Source organism: Collimonas sp. OK242, assembly GCF_900107095.1.
GTDB lineage: Bacteria > Pseudomonadota > Gammaproteobacteria > Burkholderiales > Burkholderiaceae_D > Collimonas.
The window spans coordinates 20,579-45,493 of the sequence record NZ_FNOR01000024.1 but is presented as its reverse complement, the minus strand read 5'-3'; the positions used below and the strand labels follow the sequence as shown (position 1 = coordinate 45,493).

The 24,915-nt window shown below is 57.1% G+C and carries 19 protein-coding genes, 2 rRNA genes and 1 other RNA gene; 13 read left to right on the top strand and 9 right to left on the bottom strand.

The features are described from left to right. Both BLV81_RS21390 and rrf read left to right on the top strand, forming a co-directional pair. A 23S ribosomal RNA gene (locus BLV81_RS21390) occupies positions 1-236 on the top strand; the annotation flags it as partial. Positions 237-426: 190 nt separating this feature from the next. Then, positions 427-539: ribosomal RNA gene (rrf, locus tag BLV81_RS21385) — 5S ribosomal RNA — on the top strand. A 116-nt stretch (positions 540-655) separates the two neighbouring features. Here rrf and BLV81_RS21380 read toward each other — a convergent pair. Then, positions 656-1,501, bottom strand: coding sequence for a patatin-like phospholipase family protein (locus BLV81_RS21380; RefSeq protein ID WP_092359937.1), 846 nt, complete (start codon positions 1,499-1,501; stop codon positions 656-658). A gap of 157 nt (positions 1,502-1,658) precedes the next feature. Between BLV81_RS21380 and BLV81_RS21375 the strand changes: the two genes are divergently transcribed. Beyond that, entirely contained in the window at positions 1,659-2,114 is a 456-nt protein-coding gene (locus BLV81_RS21375) for a GNAT family N-acetyltransferase (protein ID WP_092359936.1), read from the top strand. Positions 2,115-2,121: 7 nt separating this feature from the next. Here the strand turns inward: BLV81_RS21375 and BLV81_RS21370 are convergent, their stop codons facing one another. Further along, positions 2,122-2,448 (bottom strand): barstar family protein, encoded by a 327-nt coding sequence (locus BLV81_RS21370; RefSeq protein ID WP_092359935.1) that lies wholly within the window; start codon positions 2,446-2,448, stop codon positions 2,122-2,124. Between the two features lie 212 nt (positions 2,449-2,660). Then, on the bottom strand, positions 2,661-3,476 hold the full coding sequence (locus tag BLV81_RS21365; RefSeq protein WP_092359934.1) for a transporter substrate-binding domain-containing protein: 816 nt from the start codon (positions 3,474-3,476) through the stop codon (positions 2,661-2,663). 184 nt (positions 3,477-3,660) lie between these two features. Here BLV81_RS21365 and BLV81_RS24485 point away from each other — a divergent pair, with 184 nt between their 5' ends. From BLV81_RS24485 to BLV81_RS21355, 3 genes are all read left to right on the top strand, one after another. Then, positions 3,661-3,981 carry a diguanylate cyclase gene (locus BLV81_RS24485; RefSeq protein WP_092359933.1) on the top strand — a complete coding sequence of 107 codons (321 nt, stop codon included), beginning with the start codon at positions 3,661-3,663 and terminating at the stop codon, positions 3,979-3,981. Further along, the gene (locus BLV81_RS24315) at positions 3,972-4,100 is read left to right on the top strand and encodes a hypothetical protein (RefSeq protein ID WP_255365408.1); all 129 of its coding nucleotides are present in this window, start codon (positions 3,972-3,974) and stop codon (positions 4,098-4,100) included. Before BLV81_RS24485 ends, BLV81_RS24315 begins: the two co-directional genes overlap by 10 nt. Positions 4,101-4,194: 94 nt before the next feature. Next, positions 4,195-4,998, top strand: a complete 804-nt coding sequence (locus BLV81_RS21355; protein WP_092359932.1) for a flagellar brake protein — start codon at positions 4,195-4,197, stop codon at positions 4,996-4,998. 131 nt (positions 4,999-5,129) lie between these two features. On the opposite strand, the gene ssrA is transcribed toward BLV81_RS21355, so the two are convergent. The 6 genes from ssrA to BLV81_RS21325 form a co-directional block, all read right to left on the bottom strand. Further along, positions 5,130-5,492: a transfer-messenger RNA gene (ssrA, locus tag BLV81_RS21350) on the bottom strand. Between the two features lie 86 nt (positions 5,493-5,578). Then, positions 5,579-9,241 (bottom strand): DUF748 domain-containing protein, encoded by a 3,663-nt coding sequence (locus tag BLV81_RS21345; RefSeq protein WP_092359931.1) that lies wholly within the window; start codon positions 9,239-9,241, stop codon positions 5,579-5,581. A 155-nt stretch (positions 9,242-9,396) separates the two neighbouring features. Further along, the gene (locus BLV81_RS21340; RefSeq protein ID WP_092359930.1) at positions 9,397-10,059 is read right to left on the bottom strand and encodes an HAD family hydrolase; all 663 of its coding nucleotides are present in this window, start codon (positions 10,057-10,059) and stop codon (positions 9,397-9,399) included. 87 nt (positions 10,060-10,146) lie between these two features. Then, positions 10,147-10,842, bottom strand: a complete 696-nt coding sequence (ubiG, locus tag BLV81_RS21335; RefSeq protein ID WP_092359929.1) for a bifunctional 2-polyprenyl-6-hydroxyphenol methylase/3-demethylubiquinol 3-O-methyltransferase UbiG — start codon at positions 10,840-10,842, stop codon at positions 10,147-10,149. Between the two features lie 145 nt (positions 10,843-10,987). Then, entirely contained in the window at positions 10,988-11,620 is a 633-nt protein-coding gene (ompA, locus tag BLV81_RS21330) for an outer membrane protein OmpA (protein ID WP_092359928.1), read from the bottom strand. 279 nt (positions 11,621-11,899) lie between these two features. Next, entirely contained in the window at positions 11,900-12,586 is a 687-nt protein-coding gene (locus tag BLV81_RS21325; protein ID WP_176992926.1) for an OmpA family protein, read from the bottom strand. Between the two features lie 269 nt (positions 12,587-12,855). Here BLV81_RS21325 and gyrA point away from each other — a divergent pair, with 269 nt between their 5' ends. From gyrA to BLV81_RS21290, 7 genes are all read left to right on the top strand, one after another. Next, complete coding sequence (gene gyrA, locus BLV81_RS21320) at positions 12,856-15,513, top strand: DNA gyrase subunit A (RefSeq protein ID WP_092359926.1); 2,658 nt, start codon at positions 12,856-12,858, stop codon at positions 15,511-15,513. Positions 15,514-15,646: 133 nt separating this feature from the next. Beyond that, positions 15,647-16,753 (top strand): 3-phosphoserine/phosphohydroxythreonine transaminase, encoded by a 1,107-nt coding sequence (serC, locus tag BLV81_RS21315; protein WP_092359925.1) that lies wholly within the window; start codon positions 15,647-15,649, stop codon positions 16,751-16,753. Between the two features lie 98 nt (positions 16,754-16,851). Next, positions 16,852-17,925 (top strand): prephenate dehydratase, encoded by a 1,074-nt coding sequence (gene pheA, locus BLV81_RS21310; protein ID WP_092359924.1) that lies wholly within the window; start codon positions 16,852-16,854, stop codon positions 17,923-17,925. 39 nt (positions 17,926-17,964) lie between these two features. Beyond that, positions 17,965-19,071: a histidinol-phosphate transaminase gene (gene hisC, locus BLV81_RS21305; RefSeq protein ID WP_092359923.1), complete on the top strand. Its 1,107-nt coding sequence runs from the start codon at positions 17,965-17,967 to the stop codon at positions 19,069-19,071. A 68-nt stretch (positions 19,072-19,139) separates the two neighbouring features. Continuing rightward, on the top strand, positions 19,140-20,039 hold the full coding sequence (locus BLV81_RS21300; RefSeq protein WP_092359922.1) for a prephenate dehydrogenase: 900 nt from the start codon (positions 19,140-19,142) through the stop codon (positions 20,037-20,039). Continuing rightward, positions 20,039-21,379: a 3-phosphoshikimate 1-carboxyvinyltransferase gene (gene aroA, locus BLV81_RS21295; RefSeq protein WP_092359921.1), complete on the top strand. Its 1,341-nt coding sequence runs from the start codon at positions 20,039-20,041 to the stop codon at positions 21,377-21,379. Before BLV81_RS21300 ends, aroA begins: the two co-directional genes overlap by 1 nt. Positions 21,380-21,393: 14 nt before the next feature. Then, the gene (locus BLV81_RS21290; protein WP_092359920.1) at positions 21,394-24,897 is read left to right on the top strand and encodes a DEAD/DEAH box helicase; all 3,504 of its coding nucleotides are present in this window, start codon (positions 21,394-21,396) and stop codon (positions 24,895-24,897) included. The last annotated feature ends 18 nt before the right edge of the window (positions 24,898-24,915 follow it).

The window sequence follows — 24,915 nt, the reverse complement described above, 5'->3', positions numbered from 1 at the left end:
GGAGTGGACGAACCTCTGGTGTACCGGTTGTCACGCCAGTGGCATTGCCGGGTAGCTAAGTTCGGAAGAGATAACCGCTGAAAGCATCTAAGCGGGAAACTTGCCTTGAGATGATATTTCCCGGGAACTAGATTCCCCTAAAGGGTCGTTCGAGACCAGGACGTTGATAGGCTGGGTGTGGAAGCGTAGTAATACGTTAAGCTAACCAGTACTAATTGCCCGTGAGGCTTGTCCCTATAACCTTAGCAGGTTATATGATGAGCTTATTTGTTTGCCAAGGTGAATCAAATCACCGTTTGGACATTCATACCCAACCGGACTCGCTCTGCTGTGAAAACAACAGTGAGTCCGGTATAAAAAACTACTTCTTCTAGATTGCGTTGCGCGTTGCTCCACCTGGAGAACGAACAACGGTTACAAGTTATGCCTGATGACCATAGCGAGTTGGTACCACCCCTTCCCATCCCGAACAGGACCGTGAAACGACTTTGCGCCGATGATAGTGCTGCAACCAGTGTGAAAGTAGGTCATCGTCAGGCTTTTATTAAAAAACCCTCTGAACCAACGTTCAGAGGGTTTTTGCTTTGGAGATTCGGTTTGTTTGGGCAGCATCGTATTACTGGCCACTACATCGCCAGCTTTTGATTAATTCCCATCAATGCGAATGCGGCCTGAGCGACCCGGGAATATCGTGGCTATCCAGTCCGCCGGCCTCCAGCCAGCGACGGGTTTCCGCCGCCGCCCGGTCTATCAGCAGGCCGCACTGGCTATAGTCGTACGGCGAGACGTCCAGCGGACATAGCGGAGCAACCACAGCTATTGCAGCATGTGATGCCCAACGTTCCAGATCAGATACCAATTGACGTGCAACCAGCAAATTGAGCGCGCTCATGGCGTGCTCAAGCGCGCCTTTCGGTTGCCGTCGCTCGGCGCAGGTGAAACCGGTGGCAAGCACGATGACGCGTGTTGCCCCAAGCCGTATCGCGGTAGAGATAGGCGTATTGTTGGCGACACCGCCATCGATCAGCATGTTTCCGTCTACAGAGACCGGTGGAAAGACGCCCGGAATAGCCGTGCTTGCCAATACCGCATCGACCGCCGGCCCGGTGGAAATAACAATTTCATTGCCGGTTTTCATCTCGGTGGCGACCACATGAACCGGAAGATCGGCATCTTCCAGCGTACGATTACCGAAATGTTCATAAAGAAGGCTGCGCAACTTCGCCGGATTGACCAGATGCGTACCGCGGGCGGCGCCAAGCACCGAAAGAATCGACCAAGGCAGGATCTGCCGGCGCCGGATTCCCCGCCACAAAAACTCCAGACGCATCGTGCCGGCCGTATGTGGCTGATAGGCGAAAAACACACTATTGATCGCACCGGCAGAGGCGCCGACCAGGAAATCGGGGCGTACACCTGAAGCGATCAGTTCTCGCAACATGCCAGCTTCAATTGCACCAAGACTTCCACCGCCGGCGAATACAAATGCAGTCTTTTCCATAGCGGTAACCTGTGAACGGCCATAGGCGGTACATGGCGACGTATATAGCGTACTCCAGCATGCATCGGCGCGCCAGCGCTCAGGGGCGGGGCGATCCAGGATTCAGAGATTCAGATAAAATTGCCGGATCAATTAAACGCACATTCTGAAAGCGCACATGTCCGCATCGAACCAATCACTCATCACGCTGGTCCAGGCAGTTGAAGGCGATTTCGAAGAACTGGTCGCATTGCGCATAGCCGCCATGCGTGAGAGCCTTGAACGCATCGGCCGTTTTGATCCGGTTCGGGCGAGAGAACGGTTCCGTTCCAATTTTTCAGTCCCACATACGCGGCACGTAATAGCGAACGAGCTGAAAGTCGGTTTTGTCGTAGTCAAACCAGCCCAGGACCAGTTGCTGCTGGATCATCTCTATATTCGTCCTGGCAGTCAGGGGCAGGGGATTGGGGCAGCGGTGCTCGCGCAAATCTTCAAGGAAGCAGATGAGCAGTCAATGCCACTGCGCGTAGGCGCCCTGAGGGGGAGCGACTCCAATCGTTTCTACCAGCGCAATGGCTTTGAATTTCTCGCAGAAGAGGAATGGGACATTTATTATCTGCGCCCATCGCGCTAGCCCTACTTCACCGCAGCGTCAGCGTTAACGCCGGCTTTTCGCCATAGTCCTCGTAGCGTTCATTGATCGCAGCGACGCAAAATTCCAATTCTTCGATGATCTCGGCGGCTTGCTGGCGCAGTTTTTCGCTGTGCAATACCTCAATGTTCAGCACCTCGTTTTCCTGCAAGCGGAACTTGCTCATGCCGTCTTCGTCGCGCAAATAACTGAGGCAATCGATCCAGGCATTCATGCTGCGGCCATAGAACTCGGGGAAACCGAATACCTCCGCGCATTCGGTATGAAAGCTATCCCAGTCGGTGATGATTTCGCCATTCAGGCGGGCGCTTGGCATATGTTTTCTCCTGCTTATCTTCCAGATCGTTGGCCGAATTTATCACATCTGCCGCGACAAATTGCGCGATGCGTTTCACGGTAGCCACATTTGCGGTGTCAACCATACACAAGCTTAATACGACGCTTAATAAATGAGCTTACCCGACAAACGAAAAAGGGATCCCTGCCGCGGAATCCCTTTTTAATTCGTTCCAGCGCGGCCCCGCCGCCTTACTCGACAGCGCTATGCAACACGCTCTCCGGCAACGGCACTTTGAACCAGCGCTGAGAATTGACGTTGAGCATGCCGTTTTGCTTGATGCGGCTCAGCATGGTGTTGACCTTAGCGAGCAAGGCAGGTTCGTTTTTGTTAACGCCGATAAAGCAGGGCGAGTCCTTCAGCACGATTTTCAGCTGGGTTGCTTCCACTTGCTCTTTGCTAAAGGCGGAAATCAGGACATTACCTGCGGCCAGCAATGTGGATTCACCTTGCAAATACGATTTCACGGCCTCCGGTTCGGTGGCGAAGCGTTTGATATTGGTCGACGCCGGTGCAATCTTGCTCAACTCGCCGTCCTCGATCGAGCCTTTGAGCACTGCGATGCTCTTGCCAGCCAATCCCGCAGCATTCTTGACGTCGAGATTCGGGGCGCCGAAGACGCCTAGATAGAACGGCGCGTAAGCCTGTGAAAAATCGATCTGCTTTTGGCGTTCCGCATTTTTACCCAGGCTGGAGATGACCAGATCGACATGCCGGTTCAATAGCGCAGGGATGCGCTCGCCGCTATCCAATGGCACCATATCCAGCTTGACGCCCAGTTCCAGCGAGATCATCCTGGCGATCGATACATCAAATCCTTCCAGTGCCTTGTATTGATTTGCTGAGCCGAACGGCGGCGTATCTTTAGGCACGGCGATGCGTATCGCGCGGCGATTTTGCACATCTTCCAGTGCATCGGCGCGGCTTTCGCGGGCCGGCAGCAGGGTGCCAGCCAAGGCAATGGAGTAGACAAGAATACATGCAAATACACCGGTGTAACGCTTCACAAGACGACTCCCAGAATTAATTGAACGAACCCATATCTATTTTTCAACGGCGAGCGGCGCTACGGCAACGCACGCCAGGCACAGGATTTTATGTCTGGGTGGAAAGTTTGTATACGGAATAATCGGGAATTGCTTCGCGCTGTTTCTTTCTTGCGAATTTATGCAGAAACTGTAGAGATACAAGGTGATATCCGTGATCGCCGATGAACGGATAAACTCAAATGCAACGCATAGAAGGGATCTGAGATCAGTCTTGACGCCGCAGCCCGTTTCGTTATGCTTCGTGAAGCGGGAGCGGTCCTTGTGTAGCCTTGGGCAATCCCACGTCGAACTGGAAAACAGCGTGCGCTATGACCAGCCGCTCGCTGCGCTGGTGTTGGACCTCGACCATTTTAAGCAGATCAACGACAGCCGCGGACACGAGGCCGGCGATCGCACACCTCAGTTTTTCGCCAGGGCGCATCGGCGATGTGGTGCGGCGGGGAGGAGTTCGTCGTGCCGCTGAATTATGCCAACCACGCAACTGCGAAAGCATGCGGCCAGCGTATGCGCGCCGACCTTGCTGAAGTGGCGATGCGCAGGATTTTCAGCTATGGCATGCTGAAACAGCCGGATAATCTCTAAAAAACTGTCTCAAATTTGCAAATATTTACAACAAATTTCACAATCTGCGGCATCCTTACGCCGGGATGGGATTTTGATAGATATTGGAAATAAAATGACAACAACCAATCGGGTATCAGAAACAGGGGTAGAAGCGGGATCAGGCGTAGGGGTAGAGACGTACCGGCCTTCAACGCTGACCGCATCGTTGGCCGCGCTTGAGGATTTCCGGATCTCGAATCCGAAAGAGATCGCGAACGTGCTACGCAAATTCGTGCGCCAAATGGATTTCCTGAATGTCGCGTTTGGGAGGTATGGCGAGCGTATCGTCACCCGTATCCTGGCGGTAGACGAACGCGCTGGGACCTTCCTTTACGATTACGGCGCCAGCGAAGCAGAAAACCTGCGTTTGCAGGAATCCGACGAAAACCTGTTTTCCGGCATGCAATCGGGCGTCCATATCCAATTCGTTTGCGGCCGGCCGCAGCCGCACCTGCATGACGGTTTGCCGGCGTTCAAATCACAGCTTCCCAAAAATCTGTACCGCATACAGCGACGCGAACATTTTCGTGTCGAAACCCCCATCGCCAACCCGTACATCTGCACCGCCACCTTGCCCGACAAGCGGCGCATAAGCTTCGATATTGTCGATCTGTCTCTGACCGGTATCCGGCTGCGCTCCACCGATGCCAGCACAGGCGAACTGGCAATCGGGATGGCGTTGACAGACGCTACATTTGATTATCGTGATCTCGGCGCGATGCAATCAGAGCTGAGAATCACCTTCGTTCACAACAGCCAAACCTTCAACGATCCGATTTATCACTTCGGTTGCCGCTTTTTGACTTTGCCGAAAGCCAAGGAGGCAAGCTTGCAGCGCTTGATTACCTTCCTGGAACTGAGTCGAAACCGGCGGTAGATATGAATCCGTGAATTTGAATCGTCATATCGCAGTGGGTAGCTTGCGGTCACCGTCGTTTTTGCATTTCATTCCATTACTTCGAATTCCAATAAAAAAAGGCCATCCTGAAGGATGACCTTTGTTATTGGTGGTGGAGGCGGCGGGAATCGAACCCGCGTCCGCAAGTCCTCTACAGACAGTTCTACATACTTAGTGCTGTCATTTGATTTAACCCAGCCGACGCGGACGCACACGCTTCGTTCAGGCGAGTCACCTAAATTTAACTTTTAGCCAAGTAACCCGACTAAAGGCGATTCCCTGTAAATGACTCTACCGCTGTTTTACCAGCCCACCCCAGGGACGAGATGGTGTAGAGCTAACCGGTTATTAAGCGGCTAGTGCGTACGAGTTATCGTTTGCAGTTAGATCTATTCCGATTGTATTTACGAGGTAGTCGGTCCTCGGTATGCCCTGCGCTGCTTTGTAACCCACGTCGAAACCAGGTCGCCCCCAAGCAGACCTCCATTGTAGCGTACTTGGGGTCTTCGTGTCAGGACCTTGCCTGTATTGAAACCAGGGCTTTAACCCTCCTTAACCCTTATTTCAGCGCAAAGTCGACCCGATTCGGCTGGCCCTTGTCTTTGATGTCATCGGCAGTCAATTTAGGCGCTATCAGGAAAATCCGTTCGAGCGGGATCTGGCCCTTGGTTTCCAGATATTTGCGGACCGCCTCGGCGCGCCGGGTTGCCAGCGCGCTCAAGGCGTCCTGGGTCACCGGGGTATTGGCGACGATCAGTTTTTCCATGTCCGCGGTCGGCAGCGATTTCGCCAGGCCGATGACGTTACGGGGCTTGTCGAATTTTAAGGAGCTGTACACTTTGCCCATGTATTTTTCTTTGTCGGCATCGCTCAGGGTCACATCGTCCGATTCGGCATTGTCGCTTTGGTCGACCGAATCCTTGAGCTTCAGTGCTTTCAGTTTGCGGTTAAGAACTTGCTGACGGACGCCGTCGGTATCGGTTTTCGGGTCAACCCGGCCGATCAGGTCCAGCTTCAGCGCCGGGCGGTCGGTCAGGGCCTTGGCGATGGTATCCAGCTTGCTTTGCGTGGCCGCGGTGAGAGTGGCCGAGCCAGGGGCGAACTCAGCGTAGCCGAGTTCGTCGCCGCCGCTGCCGCCGAAGGCAGAGCTGATCAATGCGAAGGGCGAGGTGACGGCTTTGACGATCAGATTGACGAAAATGCGGACGATGATGCCGCCTATCGAAAATTCCGGATCCGACAAGGTGCCGGAAATCGGCAGGTTGATATTGATCTGGCCGTTACGGTCTTTCAGCAACGCTACCGCCAGCAGCACCGGCAGCTTGGTTGCAGTTGGACTGTCGATCTTGTCACCGAATGTTAACTGGTCGATACGCACACTGTTTTGCGCTACCAGCTTATCGTTTTCGATGCGGTAGCTGACATCCATCGACAACTTACCCTTTTCGATGGCGTAGCCGGCGTACTTGGCGGCATACGGCGTCAAACGTGGCAGTTCGACACCGTTGGCGCTGGCCTTGATGTCGAGGAACATCGGCTTGAACAGGGGATTCAGGGAGCCGGAAATGGCGACCGGCGCATCGTTATCGATCTTGCCGTTCAAGTCGATAGGCGCCGGCTGCGGCTTGTCGGAGGCGATCGCGCCGACTGTGCCGTTCATGCCAGTCATGTTGGCGGTGTAGTTCGGCTTGACGAAGTTATCGGTGTAGTTGATGTTGCCGCCTTTGATGACGATCTGGCCGACTTTGATCACCGGCGCATTGGCCTTGGGTGCGGCAGGCGCGATCGGCGCCACCGTGGTGCTGCCTTCAGCAGTGGTTTTTGTGGTCTTTTGCGGCACCGGCTTGCCTGCTTCGGCCGAAGTCAGCGAAGGTGCCGGTGCGCCTGCCGGCGCGTTCTTCGACACCACGATATCTTGCAAGTTGAGCTTGGCCGTGTCGGACAAGATGATGCGCGCATAGAAATCGTTGAGCGCGATTTTTGCCAAGGTCACGTGCTGTTGCTGGGCGCCGCCGATATTGACGTCGATGCCGCTGACGTCGAGCAGTTTCCATTTCAGGAAATCCGCTGAATTTTCTTTATCGAGCACCCGGAAATTCGCCAGCCGCAGGTTGCCGTTATAACTGGTGGCGAGTTCCTGGCGGCCGCCGGGCAGTGTCAGCAATAACTTGCCTTTGCTGCTGGCCAGGCCCGAAGTCAGGGCCACATTCAGATAATCGGTGAAATAGGGCTGTAGCGCGGCGACCGGCAGATTTTGCGCGTCGAGATCGAGCGCGACGGATTTCATTTGCGCTGCGACGCTGCCGTCGACCGATAATTTTCCGGTTGTATTGAGCTGCGTATGAAGGGCGACCTTGATCGGCTTGTCCAGTTTGCTGGAGATATTTTCGGCGGTCAGGTTGAGGCCGTCGGCGCGCAACTTGACCGCCGGTTTTACCGCATCGTCCTGATAAGCAAGGCTACTGTCGCTGACGGCAAACTGGTTCAGGGTGGCGACCCAGTCCGGTCCGGCTTTTTTGGCGGATGCGTTGGCGGCCGCCTTGTTCGCGCCACCGGTGTTGGCGACGAATTGTTGCAGATTGAGTTTGCCCTGGGCGTCCCTGCGCACGTCGCCCTGTATGCCTGCGAGACGCAATGCATCGGCATTGAAAGTGTGCGTTTCGGTATCTACGCTGGCGTTTTCCAGCTTGATCTTCTTGGCGCCGATGCTGCCGCCTGCGCTCGTTTTTGCTGTCACTTTGAGATCGTCGACATCGATACCCAGTTGATGCAAGCGGACGCGGCTGCCATCCACCGCCAGCAAGGTGTTGAGTGACAACTGACCGGATAGCACTGCTGCCAGGGAGCGATTGACATAGGGCTGGTACTGCGCGAGGGATAAGGCGTTGATGCTGGCCTTGCCGGCGACCATGCCTTTGGCGGGAGTGATCTGGCCGATGAACTGGATATGCTGTTCACCTTCAGTGCCGCTGGAGAGCGTCACGGTAGCAGGTTTTGCATCGGCTGCCAGCGATAGCTGGGTCGCATTCAGCGCCACGTTCTTGACCTGCAGGTTCAACGCTGGCGACGCATTGGCTGCATCCAGCCAATTGACCGTACCGTCGTGAATAGCGAGCTTGGCCAGGGTCATTTGCGGCGATGGGCCTGCTTTCTTTTGGGGGGCATCCTTCACAATTTCCTGTTTGGCGGCTGGCGTGCTCAGGGCAGCCCAGTTCAGGCTGCCATTGGCGTTCAGGTTGACCCAGACTTCCGGTTGCCGGATCTCGATCTGATCGAGTGCGGCGCTGCCGGTGAGGACGTTGAGCTTATTCATCTGGATGTCGATCGCCTGTGCCTTGAGCAGCGGCGCTGCGTCCTTGTCAGCCAATGCGACGTCGGCCAGTTTGATCGCTCCCGATAGCAATACTTCAGGTTTGTCCTTGCTGCGCAAGAACGTCAGGTCGAGCTTGGTCGATAGTTTGGTGCTCTGGATGGCCAGCGGCAGCGCTACCGGAGAAAACGCCACGAAGCTGGCGACATCGAGCTGTTCGATATCGATCGCCAGCGCGGTTTCCATGCTGCCGGCGAATGGTTTGCTACGTCCTTTCAAATCGAACGGCGTGCCGTTGACCTTGGCCGAGACATGCGGCAGCACGAAGGTGTCGACCTTGCTGGGGAAGTTCGACACATAAGGCAGGCCGATGTTGAGTGCTTCTATAGTCACCAGTTTGTTGGTCACCTTGTCATCGAACTTGATGCTGCCGTTTTCGAGCTGGATGTTGGAGACTGAAAACAGGGCAGGCTTGTCGCTCTTCGGCATCGCCAGAATGCGATCGATGACGTCGGAGAAATTGTAGCGGCCGATGCCGTCGGCGCTGGTGCGCACGATATGCAGATTGGGATTGACCAGCCTGGCTTCGTTCAGCACCGGCGCCAGTCGGAACAGCGAGGCCGACGAGGCGTTGACCAGCAGTGTTTTTGCCGAGAACGCCGCGGTGGTTTTGTCCTGCTCATAGAGCGTGAAATCGGATGCCGTCAGCGTCAGGGTGAAAGGATTGAAGGTGATCTTGCCGACCGTTGCCTTGCGGCCGATCTGGGCTTCGATTTGTTGTTCGACCAGGTGTTTGGCGACCGGCGGCACCGCCAGCCAGCTGATCAGTGCCAATACCAGCAAGACGATAACGGTGATGCCGGTCCAGCGCATGGCGCGCGGCAGCCAGGAAGGACGTGGGAGGTTTGCCATTTTTATTCCTTTGGGCAAGGATGTCCACAATATACCGCCAGACAGTCTTGCCCGTTAATGTATTCAATTCTTCGAACCGGCCGGCGGCAGGCTGCCGCTCAATCGATCAATGTTCAATCATGCACAAGCGTATGCGCTGATTCCGTACCTGGAAATCAGTGCCGCGGCAGCAGTGCCAGCAATTGAAGTGGCGTCTCGATCAGGGCGTCTGCTTCCCATGTGTGCGGCGCGCTCTCGCCGCAATAGCCCCAGGCCACGGCGACGGTAGCCATGCCGGCCGCGCGGCCGGCTTGAATATCGCGCAGATCGTCGCCGACATACCAGCATTCCTGCGGCTGTAAATTGAGGCGTCGTGCAGCTTCCAGCAGCGGCTCCGGATGGGGTTTCGAATGGGCCGTGGTATCGCCGGAAATGACGCAGTCGGCATCCGCCAGGCCGATCTGTGCAACCAGGGGATCGGTAAATTTGGCAGCCTTGTTGGTCACCACTCCCCAGCCGAGATTGCGCTGGCGCAGATCGTCGAGTAGCGCCGGTATGCCGTCGAACAGGGTGCTGTCGACTGCCAGCGCGGCGGCGTAGTGAGCGAGGAAGCCGATCCGTAATTCCTCATAGTCGGGATCGCCCGGCTGCAGGCCGAAGGCGGCGCCTATCATGCCGCGTGCACCGGCTGACGTGTGTGGCCGCAGTTGTTCGTAGGGAGTGCTGCTCAAACCGCGATCGTTGCGCAGCCGGTTAAGCGCCGCCGCCAGGTCTGGGGCAGTGTCGGCGAGCGTACCGTCAAGATCGAACAGAATGGCGCGCGGCATTGGCAAGGGCATGGTAATTCCTAAAATACGAATAATCGGCTAACAAGCAGGCCGGCAAGCAGGTGGGCAGGCAGTGCGGCGCCTGCCAAAGCAAGGCGCCTAGCCGGGCCGGGTGCAAGCCATCAGATAGTTGACGCTGGTATCCTGGTTGAGCGAGTAGAGCAGTGTGAGCGGGTTATAGCTCATGCCGCGCATCACATCGACCGTCAGCCCGGCGTTGCGGGCGAATTGCGCCAGTTCCGCCGGCGTGATGAACTTGTCGTAGTCATGCGTGCCTTTGGGCAGCATGCGCAATAGGTATTCAGCTGCCAGGACCGCCTGCAGATAGGCTTTCAGGTTGCGGTTCAGGGTCGAGAAAAACACTTGGCCGCCAGGTTTCACCAATGTGGCGCAGGCGCGCACGATGGATGCCGGATCGGGTACGTGCTCCAGCATCTCCATGCAGGTCACGACGTCGAATTGCCCGGCTTCGCGGCCGGCCATTTCTTCGGCGGCGATTTTCTCGTAACGGACTTCGATGCCGGACTCCAGGCTATGCAGATCGGCAACCTTCAAGGCTTTGTCGGACAAGTCGATGCCGCTAACGATAGCGCCTTTCCTTGCCATCGATTCAGCCAGGATGCCGCCGCCGCAGCCGATATCCAGCACATTCTTGCCGGCAAGCGGTGCGCGTGAGTTGATCCACTCCAGGCGCAAGGGATTGATTTCATGCAGAGGGCGAAATTCGGATTCAGGGTCCCACCACCGGTGAGCCAGGTCGCTGAATTTCTTGAGTTCTGACGGGTCTGCGTTCATAGGTTGAATCATAGCTGGAAAGTACGGTTTTGCGGTTTGTTGTCTGATTAAAAGCCATCGCCGAAAGTTTCCAAATCAACTGCGGCTGATGTTTTATGCGAAAAAAAACCCCGCCAGGGCGGGGTTCTGATCAAGCTTGAGTCGATTACTTGTTTGTACCAACAACTTCGATTTCAACGCGACGGTTTTTAGCGCGGCCAGCAGCGGTCTTGTTATCAGCGACCGGTTGCGACTTGCCTTTACCTTCAGTGTAGACGCGGTTAGCTTCGACACCCTTGTGTACCAGGTATGCCTTAACAGCTTCAGCGCGGCGAACCGACAATTTTTGGTTGTAAGCAACTGAACCGACGGAGTCAGTATGGCCAACAGCGATGATGACTTCCAGGTTGATTGCGCCCAGTTTCGATGTCAGATCATCCAGCTTGGCTTTGCCTTCTGGCTTCAGGACAGCTTTGTCGAAGTCAAAGAATGCGTCAGCAGCAAAAGTAACCTTTTGCGAAACCGGCGCTGGTGCAGGAGCAACTGGTGCAGGAGCTGGTGCAGCTGGAGCAGGTGCAGCTTGAGCGATTTCGCCGTCGCAACCTGGAACCGAATCAGCTGGTGTCCAGTAGCCGGTGTGCCAGCACAGACCGTACGGGTCACGTGCGATAGTACCGCGTGCATCTTGCACATAAGCACTGTTAGGAGTGTTTGCCTGGATATCCTTGATTTCCTGCGCGGAGGCAGAGAGTGCGACGACTGCGGACGCAGCGAAGACGAGTTTTGCTAATTTATTCATGTTTCTCCTCTCGGTTGAGATATCCGCAGATTAACTGCGCAACTAATATACGACATCAAAAATTGGATAGTACCACGTGGTTCAGGCCGTTACGTGTAGGTTTGACCACACGCAATGAACTTGACCACCATTCTGCCACAGGCTTCAAGCGCTAGCGAAGGATGCCAAATGATCCAGCCCACGTTTCGCCTGCTTCGTTGTTTTCATACAACATGGCATTATGAAAACAGTACCACGGGCAACATCTTACATCGGTGCAAGAAAACTATCCATTTTATTTTAATTGGCTTGTACTTTTACTACGACTCTGCGGTTAGGGCTCAGGCAACTAAGCAGCTTTTTGCGACTCAAATTGTTGCTGCAGTTCAATGCTGGATCGGATGCGCCGGCGCCGACGATTTCTATTTTATTTGCGATGCCTTTGCTTTTTAGATAATTGGCAACATTGGCGGCGCGTTGCACTGACAGTTTCTGGTTGTATTCTGCAGTTCCAAGACGATCGGTATGGCCGGTGACTACTATGAGGTCGGCGCTGGCGCAGCGTGTCAGTTTGGCAATCAGCTGCTGATCAATGCGTTGCTTGGCCGCATTAGTTAATGTTGCCTTCCCGAAGCTGAAATTCTGGTCGCTCGCCAGCGTCACGTTGATGTTGCATTGCGCACTCACAGTTGCCGGGGCGACTTCATTGCTGGCAATCATCGGATTGGCAACCAGTGCCGGTGCGCTGGCCTTCATTACCGGCGCTACCAAGGCGCCGTCGCAGCCGGCAACTGCGTCGTCCGGCTCCCAATAACCGGAGCGCCAGCACATGCCATCCTGGCTGCGAACGATAGGGCCGCGTCCATCTTGTAAATAAGCACTTTTTTCAGTGGGCGCCTGAACCACGGTGGCTTGGGCGAAGCCGGGATTGGACGCAGTGCCGAGGGCCGAACCTAGCAATAGGCAGAGCGCAAATGAAGAACGCATAAATTGTTTCCTGAGAGAAATGGCGGCGGCGAGATTGTTTTTAAGATCGCCGGATAGTCGGGCAAGGCGGCATTTAAACATATTTTTCCGGGCCGGCAGGTTTTCGGCCTGGACCGCCTTGCCTGAAAAGCCAGAATAGCCTCTCTCGCGTGCTAAAATCACGCGGTTATACCTTCGTTTCAAATCGTGTTTCGCCACCAGTTGGCAGACCGCTTGCGAACGCTGGTTCTATATTGATCAACCCAAGTAAAGATTGGCCGACTCGCTAAATGGATCAATTCGCTAAAGAAACAATCCCAATTTCCCTCGAAGAAGAAATGCGCAAGAGCTATCTCGATTACGCGATGAGCGTAATCGTCGGCCGTGCGCTGCCGGATGTGCGTGACGGCCTCAAGCCGGTGCATCGTCGGGTCTTGTTCGCGATGCATGAAATGAACAACGTCTGGAATCGCCCGTTCGTGAAGTGCGCGCGCGTGGTCGGTGAGACCATGGGTAAGTATCACCCGCATGGCGACGCCTCGATCTATGACACGCTGGTGCGCATGGCGCAGCCGTTTTCCCTGCGCTACATGCTGGTTGACGGCCAGGGCAACTTTGGTTCGATCGACGGCGACGGCGCGGCAGCGATGCGTTACACCGAGTGCCGCCTGGACAAGATCGCAGGTGAATTGCTGGCCGACCTGGACAAGGAAACCGTCGATTTCGTGCCGAACTACGACGGCAAGGAAAAAGAACCGTCGGTGTTGCCGACGCGCATTCCGAACCTGCTGATCAACGGTTCGTCCGGGATCGCGGTCGGTATGGCGACCAATATCCCGCCGCACAATCTGACCGAAGTGATCGACGGCGCCTTGCACGTATTGCGCAACGCCGATTGCACGATCGACGAGCTGATCGAAATCATCCCGGCTCCGGATTTCCCGACCGCCGGCATCATCTACGGCGTATCCGGCGTGCGCGATGGTTATCGCACCGGCCGCGGCCGCGTGGTGATGCGGGCCAAGACCCACTTCGAAGAATTCGGCCGTGAAGGCCGCACCGCGATCATCATCGATGAGTTGCCGTACCAGGTAAACAAGAAGGCATTGCTGGAGCGTATCGCCGAACTGGTGCGCGACAAGAAGCTGGAAGGCATTTCCGATCTGCGCGACGAGTCGGACAAATCCGGCATGCGCGTGGTGATCGAGCTCAAGCGCGGCGAAGTAGCCGAAGTGGTGCTGAACAATCTGTACAAGCAAACGCAGCTGCAAGACACCTTCGGCATGAACATGGTGGCGCTGGTGGACGGTCAGCCGAAACTGCTGAACCTGAAGCAGATGCTGGAATGCTTCCTGTCGCACCGCCGCGAAGTCGTCACGCGCCGTACCGTGTTCGAATTGCGCAAGGCGCGCGAACGCGGCCACGTGCTGGAAGGCCTGGCGGTGGCGCTGGCCAATATCGATGACTTCATCGCTCTCATCAAAGCCGCGCCGACCCCGCCGGTAGCGAAATCCGAGCTGATGGCGCGTGCCTGGGATTCTTCCATGGTACGTGAAATGCTGGCCCGTACCGGCGACGAAAACATCGGCGGCATCGAGTCCTTCCGTCCAGAGAATCTGCCTAAGCATTACGGTATCCAAGTTGACGGCATGTACCGTCTGTCGGACGACCAGGCGCAGGAAATCCTGCAAATGCGCCTGCAACGCCTGACCGGTCTGGAGCAAGACAAGATCGTCAACGAATACAAAGACGTGATGGCGCAGATCGCCGACTTGCTGGACATCCTGGCCAAGCCGGAACGCGTCACCGTTATCATCACCGATGAAATGACCGCGGCCAAAAACGAATACGGCATCGGCAACAAGGATGAGCGTCGTTCGCAGATCGAATTGAATCCTACCGATCTCGGCACCGAAGATCTGATCACGCCGCAAGACATGGTGGTGACCTTGTCGCATACCGGTTACATGAAATCGCAACCGGTCTCGGAATACCGCGCACAAAAGCGCGGCGGCCGCGGCAAGCAAGCGATGGCCACCAAGGACGACGACTGGATCGACCAGCTGTTCGTCGGCAATACCCACGATTACATTTTGTGCTTCAGCAATCGCGGCCGTTTGTACTGGCTGAAAATCTGGGAAGTGCCGCAAGGTTCGCGCAACTCGCGCGGCAAGCCTATCGTCAACATGTTCCCGCTGCAGGATGGCGAGAAGATTACCGTGGTGTTGCCATTGTCCGGCGATAACCGCAGCTTCCCTGAAGACCGCTATGTCTTCATGTCGACCAGCCTTGGCACCGTCAAGAAGACGCCATTGTCGGACTTCAGCAATCCACGCAAGGCCGGCATCATTGCGGTCGATCTGGATGAAGGCGATTTCCTGATCGGCGCCGCACTGACCGACGGCCAGCATGACGTGATGCTGTTCTCGGATTCCGGCAAGGCAGTACGCTTTGATGAAAACGATGTGCGTCCGATGGGCCGTACGGCACGCGGCGTGCGCGGCATGAATCTGGAGGAAGGCCAGCAGGTCATCGCCTTGCTGGTCGCGGAAAACGAACAGCAATCGGTATTGACGGCAACCGAAAACGGCTTCGGCAAACGTACCCCGATCACCGAATACACCCGCCATGGCCGTGGCACCAAAGGCATGATCGCGATCCAGACCAGCGAACGTAACGGCAAGGTAGTCGCCGCTACCTTGGTTGAGCCTAGCGACGAAATCATCCTGATCACCACCGGCGGCATCCTGATTCGTACCCGCGTTGCAGAGATCCGTGAGATGGGCCGCGCGACCCAGGGCGTGACGCTGATCGCGGTGGAAGACGGCAACAAGCTGAGCGGTTTGCAGCGCGTGGTCGAGTCTGATGCCGAGGTCGAAGCTGTTGAGGCTGCTGAAGCTGGGCCTGGCGCTGATGCCGGCAGCGATGCCGACCCGGCGGCAGAGTAAAGAAGTAGCGCGGCTCAGCCCGTAAGCTGAGTCGCGCATGGTTTTATGCAAGTAAGGTTGTAAAAACACAGTAACGCCATCTGTTGGTTCGTAGTCACTCTCTGTTCTGGTTCTTTATCTGACGACATTCATCATGCCTATCTATAATTTTTCTGCTGGTCCCGCGGTATTGCCGAAAGAGGTGCTGCAGCAAGCTGCCGCCGAAATGCTGGACTGGGAAGGCAGTGGCATGTCCGTGATGGAAATGAGTCATCGCGGCAAAGAATTCATGTCGATTCTGGCAGCGGCGCAGCACGATTTCCGCGAGTTGTTTGCGGTTCCGGCCAATTACAAACTGCTGTTCATGCAAGGCGGCGCGATTGCCGAGAACGCGATTATTCCGCTTAACCTGCTGGGCCGCGACGGTCGATCCCAGCCGGCCACCAGCGACTACATCAATACCGGTTCCTGGTCGACCAAATCGCTGAAAGAAGCGCGGCGCTACGGCAACGTCAACGTTGCCGCCTCTTCCGAGGACATTCATTTCGCGCAAATTCCTGAGCGCGACAGCTGGCAGTTGTCCAAAGATCCGGCCTACGTCCATATCTGCACCAATGAGACCATTGACGGCGTTGAATATCAATTCACGCCCGATATCGCAGCTGAAACCAATAACGCGCCGCTGGTTGCCGACATGTCTTCGCACATCCTGTCGCGCGTGGTGGATGTTTCCAGATACGGCGTGATCTACGGTGGTGCGCAAAAGAATATCGGCCCGGCCGGATTGACCTTGGTGCTGGTGCGCGAAGATTTGCTCGGCCATGCGTTGCCGGCTTGCCCTTCCGCGTTCAACTGGAAAATCGTGTCCGACAACGATTCCATGTACAACACGCCGCCGACCTATGCGATTTATATCGCCGGCCTGGTGTTCCAATGGCTCAAGAAGCAGGGCGGCGTCGCCGCGATGGAGCAGCGCAATATCGTCAAGGCGGCGCTGCTGTATGACTATCTGGATTCCACCGATTTCTACCGGACCAAAATCGCCAGCAATAGCCGCTCGCGCATGAACGTGCCTTTCTTCCTTGCAGATGAAACGCTGAACCAGGCTTTCTTGAGCGGCGCCCAAGAAAACGGCTTGTTGCAATTGAAGGGGCATAAGTCGGTCGGCGGCATGCGCGCGTCGATCTACAACGCGATGCCTTTGGCCGGCGTGCAAGCCTTGGTGGCGTACATGAAAGAATTCGAAAAGCAGCGCGGCTAACCAGGTCCGGCATTGGCCGGGACAGCTGCGGTTGGCGATGATCTGCTTGGCCCGGTAATAGAACCAGAATAGAACCAGAGATAGAAATACTGTAAAACATGAGCGAAGATAAACTCCTCCCCCTGCGTCAGCAGATCGATGCGATTGACGCAGAAATCCTGGCTTTGCTGAATCGGCGTGCGCAAATCGCGCAAGAGGTCGGCCACGTCAAGGCCGAGACCAATGCGCCGGTGTTCCGTCCTGAGCGCGAGGCGCAAGTCTTGCAAAAGGTGGCTGAGCGCAATCCCGGCCCGCTGCAAGGCAGCGACGTGCAAACCATTTTCCGCGAAGTGATGTCGGCTTGCCGCGCTCTCGAAAAGCGCGTCACGGTAGCCTATCTGGGCCCGGCCGGCACCTTTAGCGAACAGGCGGTGTACCAGCAGTTCGGTCACGCGGTGGAGGGTTTGGCTTGCGTATCGATTGACGAAGTATTTCGCGCGGCGGAAGCCGGCACCGCGGATTTCGGCGTGGTGCCTATCGAAAATTCCTCCGAAGGCGTGATCAATCGCACCCTCGATCTGTTGTTGCAGACCACGCTCAGCATCAGCGGCGAGGTGTCGATCCCGGTACATCACAGCCTGATGAGCAAAGACGGCAGCATGAATGCCGTCACCCGCATTTGCGCGCACTCGCAAGCGCTGGCGCAATGCAACGCCTGGCTCAACCAGCATTACCCGAATATCGAACGGCAGGCGGTTGCTTCCAATGCCGAAGCGGCGCGCATGGCCAGTGAAAATGCTGCGGTGGCAGGGATTGCCGGCGAGATCGCTGCGCAAAAATACGGCTTGGAAATTGTCAGCGCCCATATCCAGGATGACCCGCACAATCGCACGCGCTTTGCTGTGGTCGGCCGCCTGAAAAACGGCGCCAGCGGCAAGGACCAGACTTCGCTGGTGCTGTCGGTGGCGAACAAGGCCGGCGCTGTGTACAAGTTGCTGGCGCCGCTCGCCAAGCATGGCGTTTCCATGACGCGTTTCGAGTCGCGGCCGGCGCGCATGGGCGCATGGGAATACTATTTCTATGTCGACGTCGAAGGCCATGCAGAGGACGACAAGGTAGCCAAGGCGCTGGCGGAACTGCAGCAAAACGCCGCGTTCTACAAGCTGCTGGGGTCGTATCCTCGTAGTTTTTAAGCAAACATTTAACTTAATATTTTGTTTTGAAAGCAGACAATGTCAATTAAATTTGGTCCAGAATATGTGCGCGCTATCGCCCCGTATCAGGGCGGCAAGCCGATTGCCGAAGTCGCGCGCGAGTTCGGTCTGGACGAAGCCAATATCATCAAGCTGGCGTCCAACGAAAATCCGCTGGGGATGCCGGAATCGGCCCGGCTGGCAATGGAAAAGGCGGTCGCCGATATCGGCCGTTATCCGGATGCCAACGGCTTCGATTTAAAAGCAGCCATCACTGCCAAATATGATGTGCCGGCAGAGTGGATCACGCTTGGCAACGGCAGCAACGATATTCTTGAACTGGCCACCCACGCTTTCGTGCAAGCGGGCCAGGCCGCCATGTATGCGGAATATTCTTTTGTGGTGTATGCGCTGGCCACTCAGGCGGTCGGCGCGCGCGCCATCGTGGTCAAGGCCAAGGATTACGGCCATGACCTGGAAGCGATGGCAGCCGCCATCACCGACGACACCAAGCTGATCTTCATCGCCAATCCGAATAATCCTACCGGCAGTTTCGTCCCGGCCGCCGAGCTCGAGGCTTTCCTGGCCCGGGTGCCGGCGCACATCGTGGTGGTGCTGGACGAGGCTTACAATGAATACCTGCCGCCGGAGCTGCAATACGAATCGATCGCCTGGGTGCGTAAATATCCCAACTTGCTGGTTTCGCGCACCATGTCGAAGGCCTACGGCCTGGCCGGCCTGCGCATCGGCTTCGGCATCGCGCAGCCGGCGATCACCGATTTGCTGAACCGGATCCGCCAGCCGTTTAACGTCAACTCGCTGGCGCAGGCCGCAGCGGTGGCGGCCTTGAACGATACCGCTTTCCTGCAGCGTAGCGCAGAACTGAATCGCGACGGATATAAGCAGCTGACGCAGACTTTCGATGCGCTGGGCTTGGAATATGTGCCTTCGTTCGGTAATTTCGTCATGGTCAAAGTCGGCGAGGATGAGGCTGCCGGCGCGCGCGTCAATCTGGCATTGCTGAAACAGGGCATCATCGTGCGCCCGGTCGCCAACTATGGCTTGCCGCAATGGCTGCGCGTCACCATCGGTTTGCCGAATGAAAATGCGGCTTTCATCGATGCACTGAAAAAGCTGCTGGGCTGACGCCGGCGCTAATTTTAGCTTCGTTTAGCTCCGTTTGGCTTCGACTAATTTTTATTAAAGCATCACTCGTGTTCAAGAAAATCGCAATATTTGGTGCGGGACTGATAGGCGGTTCTTTTGCCCTGGCCTTGAAAAAGGCCGGGGTAGTGGAGCAGCTGGTCGGCGTCGGCCGTCATCTCACAACCTTGCAGCGCGCACAGGAACTGGGCGTTATCGACGTCATCGCCACCTCGGTGGCCGAGGCCGTCACCGGGGCCGACCTGATCCTGATCGCGGCGCCGGTAGCGCAGACCGGTGCGATCCTGGCCAGCATCCAGCCGCATCTGCAGGCAGGCACTATCGTGACCGACGCCGGCAGCACCAAATCCGATGTGGTGTCGGCTGCACGCGTGGCGCTGGGCGACAAGATCGCCCAGTTTGTACCGGGCCATCCGATTGCCGGCCGCGAGCAGAATGGTCCCGAGGCAGCACTGGCCGAGCTGTATGTCGGCAAGAAAGTGGTGTTGACGCCACTGCCGGAAAATGCCGAGCAAGATGTCGCCCGGGTCGCGGCTGCCTGGCAACAGTGCGGAGCGCTGATACATCGCTTGTCGGCACAGCAGCATGACGCGATTTTTGCCGCAGTCAGCCATTTGCCGCATGTGCTGGCGTATGCGCTGGTGGACGATATCGCCAACAAGCCGCACGCGGCTTCGCTGTTTCAATACGCCGCCAGCGGTTTTCGCGATTTCACGCGTATCGCTGGTTCATCGCCGGAAATGTGGCGTGATATTTCATTGGCAAACCAGAGCGCCTTGCTGAGCGAGCTGGATGCTTACCTGCTGCAATTGACGCGCTTGCGCGGTTTGCTGGCGGCCGGCGACGGCCCCGCACTGGAAGCCATCTACAGCAACGCACAACAAGCCAGGCACAATTGGATCAGCGCCATCGAGGCGGCGGAACAACAGAACAAGGAAGGTAGAGAGTAATGACTACGCAACGCAAGCAACACTATCCTGAATACATAGATCTGCACCCAGTGGCGCGAGTGCAGGGTACGGTCAAACTGCCCGGTTCCAAAAGCATTTCGAATCGCACTTTGCTGCTGGCGGCGCTGGCCGGTGGCACCACCCGCATTCTTGATTTGCTGGCATCAGACGATACGCTGGTCATGCTGATGGCGCTCAAGCAATTGGGCGTGGTCTGGGAACAGGCGGAAGGCACGCAGACTTATACCGTGCACGGCAGCAATGGCAGTTTCCCGGTGCACCAGGCCGATCTGTTCATGGGCAACGCCGGCACCGCGATTCGCCCGCTGACCGCGGCCCTGGCTGCGATGGGCGGCGACTACACCCTGCACGGCGTGGCGCGCATGCACGAGCGGCCGATCGGCGACCTGGTCGACGCCCTGAATGCGGTCGGCACGCGGATCGCCTACACTGGTGTTGCCGGCTATCCGCCATTGCATATCCAGCGCGGCCAGTTGCATAGCCGGCGCATGCAGGTACGCGGTAATGTTTCCAGCCAGTTCCTGACCGCCCTGCTGATGGCGGCGCCGTTGATGGCGAAGCATGAAGCGGTGACGATAGAGGTGAGCGGCGAGCTGATTTCCAAGCCCTACATTGAAATCACGCTAAACCTGATGCAGCGTTTCGGCGTGACCGTGGAGCGCGACGGCTGGCAGTCGTTTACCATTGCGGCCGGCCAGCAGTATCAAAGCCCGAAGGTCATCCACGTTGAAGGCGATGCCTCTTCCGCATCTTATTTCCTGGCAGCCGGCGCGATTGCCGGCGGACCGTTGCGGGTTGAGGGTGTCGGCAACAACAGCATCCAGGGCGATGTCCGTTTTGTCGAAGCTTTGCAACAGATGGGCGCCACCATCACCATGGGCGACAACTGGATTGAAGCATCGTCGAGCGGCGTGTTAAAAGCCATCGATGCCGATTTCAACCACATCCCTGACGCCGCGATGACGATTGCAGTGGCTGCGTTATATGCCGACGGTCCCAGCACCTTGCGCAATATCGCCAGCTGGCGCGTCAAGGAAACCGACCGCCTCAGCGCGATGGCGACCGAGTTGCGCAAACTCGGTGCGACGATTGAAGAGGGCAGCGATTACCTGCGGGTGACACCGCCCTCGCAACTGCAGGCGGCGACTATCGATACCTACGACGATCATCGCATGGCGATGTGTTTTTCGCTGGCCTCGCTGGATGGTGCAGCGTTGCGCGGCACCACCGTGCGCATCAATGACCCGCAATGCGTCGCCAAGACTTTCCCCGATTATTTCACCGTGTTCGCGCAAATCGCCGAGCAGACTTTATTGTAAGGTAGCGGCCGCGCATGAATTTGACACTTGCCGATGTGCGCGACGTGTTGCACCAGGCAACCTATGACCGCGGTCAGGAATACGTACGCCAGCGGCGTGTGCTTGCGGTGGAGCAGGACGGCGACGTCCTCAACGCCACGGTGCAGGGCAGCGGCAGCAACATCTATCAACAGGAAATCACGCTATCTGTGTTTCGCGATACGCCGGACATCGACAGCGTCTGCTCCTGCCCGGTCGGATCCAATTGCAAGCACGTGGCGGCAGCCCTGATTGAATATCTGCAGCGCTCATCCGCAGATCAACTGACGATCCCTGCCGGCAAGCCGTCGCTGCTGCAAGCGCAAATTCAGCCGGCGGCGCCGGCAAGACCTGTGCTTGAGTCTAAAGCCAACGCGCATGCACCGCTTGCGCGTCCGATGGAAGCCTGGCTGGCACGGGTGGAAAGTGAAATCGCCGCGCTCGGATCGGCGCCGGCGCAGCCATCCGGATTACGCCAGAAGGTCGCCACGCATCAAGTGGTTTTTGTCCTGACCGCCGCTTATAACGGCAAGAAAGCCGTGCTGCATTTATGCAAGGCGCAGCAGCGCCCGAACGGCCAGTTTTCATCAACGCAGCCAGTGACCGACGTGCCGCGCCTGCTATCCGATCCTGCCGTATTCCTGAGTCCGGAAGATCGTGATTTGATCGGTTTGTTTGTCGCCCAGAATGACGGCAACCATGCGCAACACGCGGCTTGCGAACTGAGCGGCAAGCTCGGTGCGCAATTGCTGCATTCGTTGCTGCAGCAGCAGCGCTTGTTATGGGCCAATTCCCTGGCCGATCTGGCCAAAGGCACCGCTTATCCTTTGCAGCTTGCCGCTACGCGTTGCGCCAGCTTGGCCTGGTATGAAGCAGTGGACGATAGCCGCGACGCCGCGCGCGACAAGTGGCAGCTCGGCTGGCAATTCGAGGCAGAGGCAGAGTCCGAGCCGGGGTCCCAGATCGCGTCCGGACATTTGCGGAAAAACGTCGATTACCTGCTGCCGACCGAGCCGCCCTGGTATATCGATAATCTGTCGTGCGGAGAGCTGTTGCTGCCGCATCGCAACGCCAGGATTTCCAGCAAGGCGCTCAACGATCTGGTGATACAAGCACCTTTGCTCGACCCTAAAGATCGCCTGGCCGTCGCTCAGCAATTGCTGACGCAAGGTTTGAACGATGTGATTCCGTTCCCGCCGCAAGTGCCGCAGACGATCCGCAAGGATATTGCGCCGCAGCCGTTACTGGTGCTGGGAAGTTTGCCCAGCGTCAGCAATCCGCTGATGCAGGATTTTGCTGAACTGCATTTTCGTTATGACGGTGAAATCGCCGCCACCCGATTCACGCCAACGCTAAGCCGCAACACGTCCGCAGGTATCGAGCAGATCGTGCGCGACCAGGATGCCGAAGCCGCCTTCGGACAGACGCTGACTGCGCTTGGCATGCAGCCCCTGCAAGGTACGCAACATCCGCTGGCGATGATGCCGGGCATGTTCATGCAGCCGGACCAGTCGTCCTGGATACGCTTTGCAAAAGAGGGTTTGCCAAGACTTGCAGCGCAGGGCTGGCTGATCGACAAACGTGCCGAATACCGCTTTGATGTCGCTGCGGTCGAAGACTGGTACGCCGAAGTTGACGAAGCAGCCGACGCGGCCGGCAACCTGGCCGCCAACACCCCGTTTGAGCTTGAACTGGGCATCGTGGTCAACCACCAGCGCGTGCCGCTGCTGCCGTTGCTGGTCAATTTGATTCGCCAGGCGCCGCAGGATTTCGATCCGCGCACGCTGGCCCAGCGTGACGACCAGGATGAATTGCTGGTGCGCTTGCCGGATGGCGTCCATGTCGCCATGCCTTGGGGCCGGATCAAGCCGATCCTGAACACCTTGGGCGAGCTGTATTTCGCGGAAAAGCCGGACGCTCCGATACGTTTATCTGCGCTCGATGCGGCGCGCCTGGCGGAACTGGATGCCGGCGCCAAGTTGCGCTGGGTCGGCGGCGATCGCCTGCGCAGCATGGGACAGAAACTCAGTACCTTCGGCGGCATCCAGAAGATTGCCGCGCCATCCGGGCTGCAAGCGACATTGCGCGATTATCAGCTGGAAGGATTGGCGTGGATGCAGTTCCTGCGTGAATACGATCTGGCCGGCATCCTGGCCGATGACATGGGTTTGGGCAAAACCGTGCAGACCCTGGCGCATATCCTGATTGAGAAGCAAAGCGGACGCCTGAGCGCACCGGCCCTGGTGATTGCGCCCACCAGCCTGATGGACAACTGGCAACAGGAGGCTGCACGCTTTACGCCGGATTTGCGGGTGCTGGTCTTGCAAGGAAAACAGCGGCTGGAACAATTCGAACAGATCGGCGAGTTCGACCTGGTCTTGACCACCTATGCCTTGCTGCCACGGGATGAAGAGCGCTGGCGCGAACATGCCTTCCATTTGCTGATCCTGGACGAAGCGCACTACATCAAGAATCCGCGCTCCAAGGTGGCGCAAAGCGTGGCGTTGCTCAATACCCGGCATCGTCTTTGTCTTACCGGGACACCGGTGGAAAATCATTTGGGCGAGCTTTGGGCGCAGTTTCATTTCCTGCTGCCGGGTTTGCTGGGAGATGAAAAATCCTTTAACCGGGATTTCCGGCAGCCGATCGAGAAGCAGGGCGACGCTGCCCGGCGCGCGTTGTTAAGCCGCCGCATCAAGCCCTTCCTGCTGCGCCGTACCAAAGACAAGGTCGCCAAGGAGCTGCCGCCGAAAACCGAGATGCTGCGTTCCGTGACACTGAGCGGGGCGCAACGCGATCTGTATGAAAACGTGCGTCTGGTGATGGATAAGAAAGTGCGCGAAGAAGTCGCCAAGAAAGGCGTAGCGCGCAGCCATATCGTGATCCTTGAGGCCTTGCTGAAATTACGCCAGGCTTGCTGCGATCCGCGTTTGCTCAAGACTGAATCGCAGCAAGCCGAGGCGGCGCAAGCTGACGTGCCGTCAGCCAAGCTGCTGGAATTGATGGACATGCTGGACGAGCTGCGCCAGGAAGATAGGCGCATTCTGGTGTTTTCGCAATTTACCAGTATGCTGGCGCTGATCGCCGCCGAACTGCAGCAGCGCGATATCGCTTATGCTTTGCTGACCGGCGCCACGCTGGACCGGGCAGAGGCGGTGCGCCGCTTTCAGGACGGCGAGGTGCCGGTATTCCTGATCAGCCTGAAGGCGGGCGGCGTCGGCCTCAACCTGACCGCGGCGGATACCGTGATTCACTACGATCCGTGGTGGAATCCGGCTGCGGAAAGCCAGGCCACCGACCGCGCCTGGCGCATCGGCCAGGACAAGCCGGTATTTGTCTACAAGTTGATTGCCAAGGGTACGGTAGAGGAAAGCATTCAGTTGCTGCAGCAGAAGAAAGCCGATCTGGCACAGGCAATGCTTTCTCCCGAGGGTGAAAGCCAGAATGTCGGATTGACGCAAGACGATCTGCAGGCAATTTTTGCACCTTTGTCCGAGTGATCGCCGCATTTCATACCG

Bases quoted from the DNA above. Each gene is read 5' to 3' on its own strand.
- ompA (WP_092359928.1), bottom strand. From the start codon at position 11,620: ATGAATAAATTAGCAAAACTCGTCTTCGCTGCGTCCGCAGTCGTCGCA.
- gyrA (WP_092359926.1), top strand. From the start codon at position 12,856: ATGGATCAATTCGCTAAAGAAACAATCCCAATTTCCCTCGAAGAAGAA.
- ubiG (WP_092359929.1), bottom strand. From the start codon at position 10,842: ATGAACGCAGACCCGTCAGAACTCAAGAAATTCAGCGACCTGGCTCAC.
- BLV81_RS21370 (WP_092359935.1), bottom strand. From the start codon at position 2,448: ATGCCAAGCGCCCGCCTGAATGGCGAAATCATCACCGACTGGGATAGC.
- serC (WP_092359925.1), top strand. From the start codon at position 15,647: ATGCCTATCTATAATTTTTCTGCTGGTCCCGCGGTATTGCCGAAAGAG.
- BLV81_RS21375 (WP_092359936.1), top strand. From the start codon at position 1,659: ATGTCCGCATCGAACCAATCACTCATCACGCTGGTCCAGGCAGTTGAA.
- BLV81_RS21380 (WP_092359937.1), bottom strand. From the start codon at position 1,501: ATGGAAAAGACTGCATTTGTATTCGCCGGCGGTGGAAGTCTTGGTGCA.
- BLV81_RS21345 (WP_092359931.1), bottom strand. From the start codon at position 9,241: ATGGCAAACCTCCCACGTCCTTCCTGGCTGCCGCGCGCCATGCGCTGG.
- BLV81_RS21355 (WP_092359932.1), top strand. From the start codon at position 4,195: ATGACAACAACCAATCGGGTATCAGAAACAGGGGTAGAAGCGGGATCA.
- hisC (WP_092359923.1), top strand. From the start codon at position 17,965: ATGTCAATTAAATTTGGTCCAGAATATGTGCGCGCTATCGCCCCGTAT.
- pheA (WP_092359924.1), top strand. From the start codon at position 16,852: ATGAGCGAAGATAAACTCCTCCCCCTGCGTCAGCAGATCGATGCGATT.
- aroA (WP_092359921.1), top strand. From the start codon at position 20,039: ATGACTACGCAACGCAAGCAACACTATCCTGAATACATAGATCTGCAC.
- BLV81_RS21340 (WP_092359930.1), bottom strand. From the start codon at position 10,059: ATGCCCTTGCCAATGCCGCGCGCCATTCTGTTCGATCTTGACGGTACG.
- BLV81_RS21325 (WP_176992926.1), bottom strand. From the start codon at position 12,586: ATGCGTTCTTCATTTGCGCTCTGCCTATTGCTAGGTTCGGCCCTCGGC.
- BLV81_RS21290 (WP_092359920.1), top strand. From the start codon at position 21,394: ATGAATTTGACACTTGCCGATGTGCGCGACGTGTTGCACCAGGCAACC.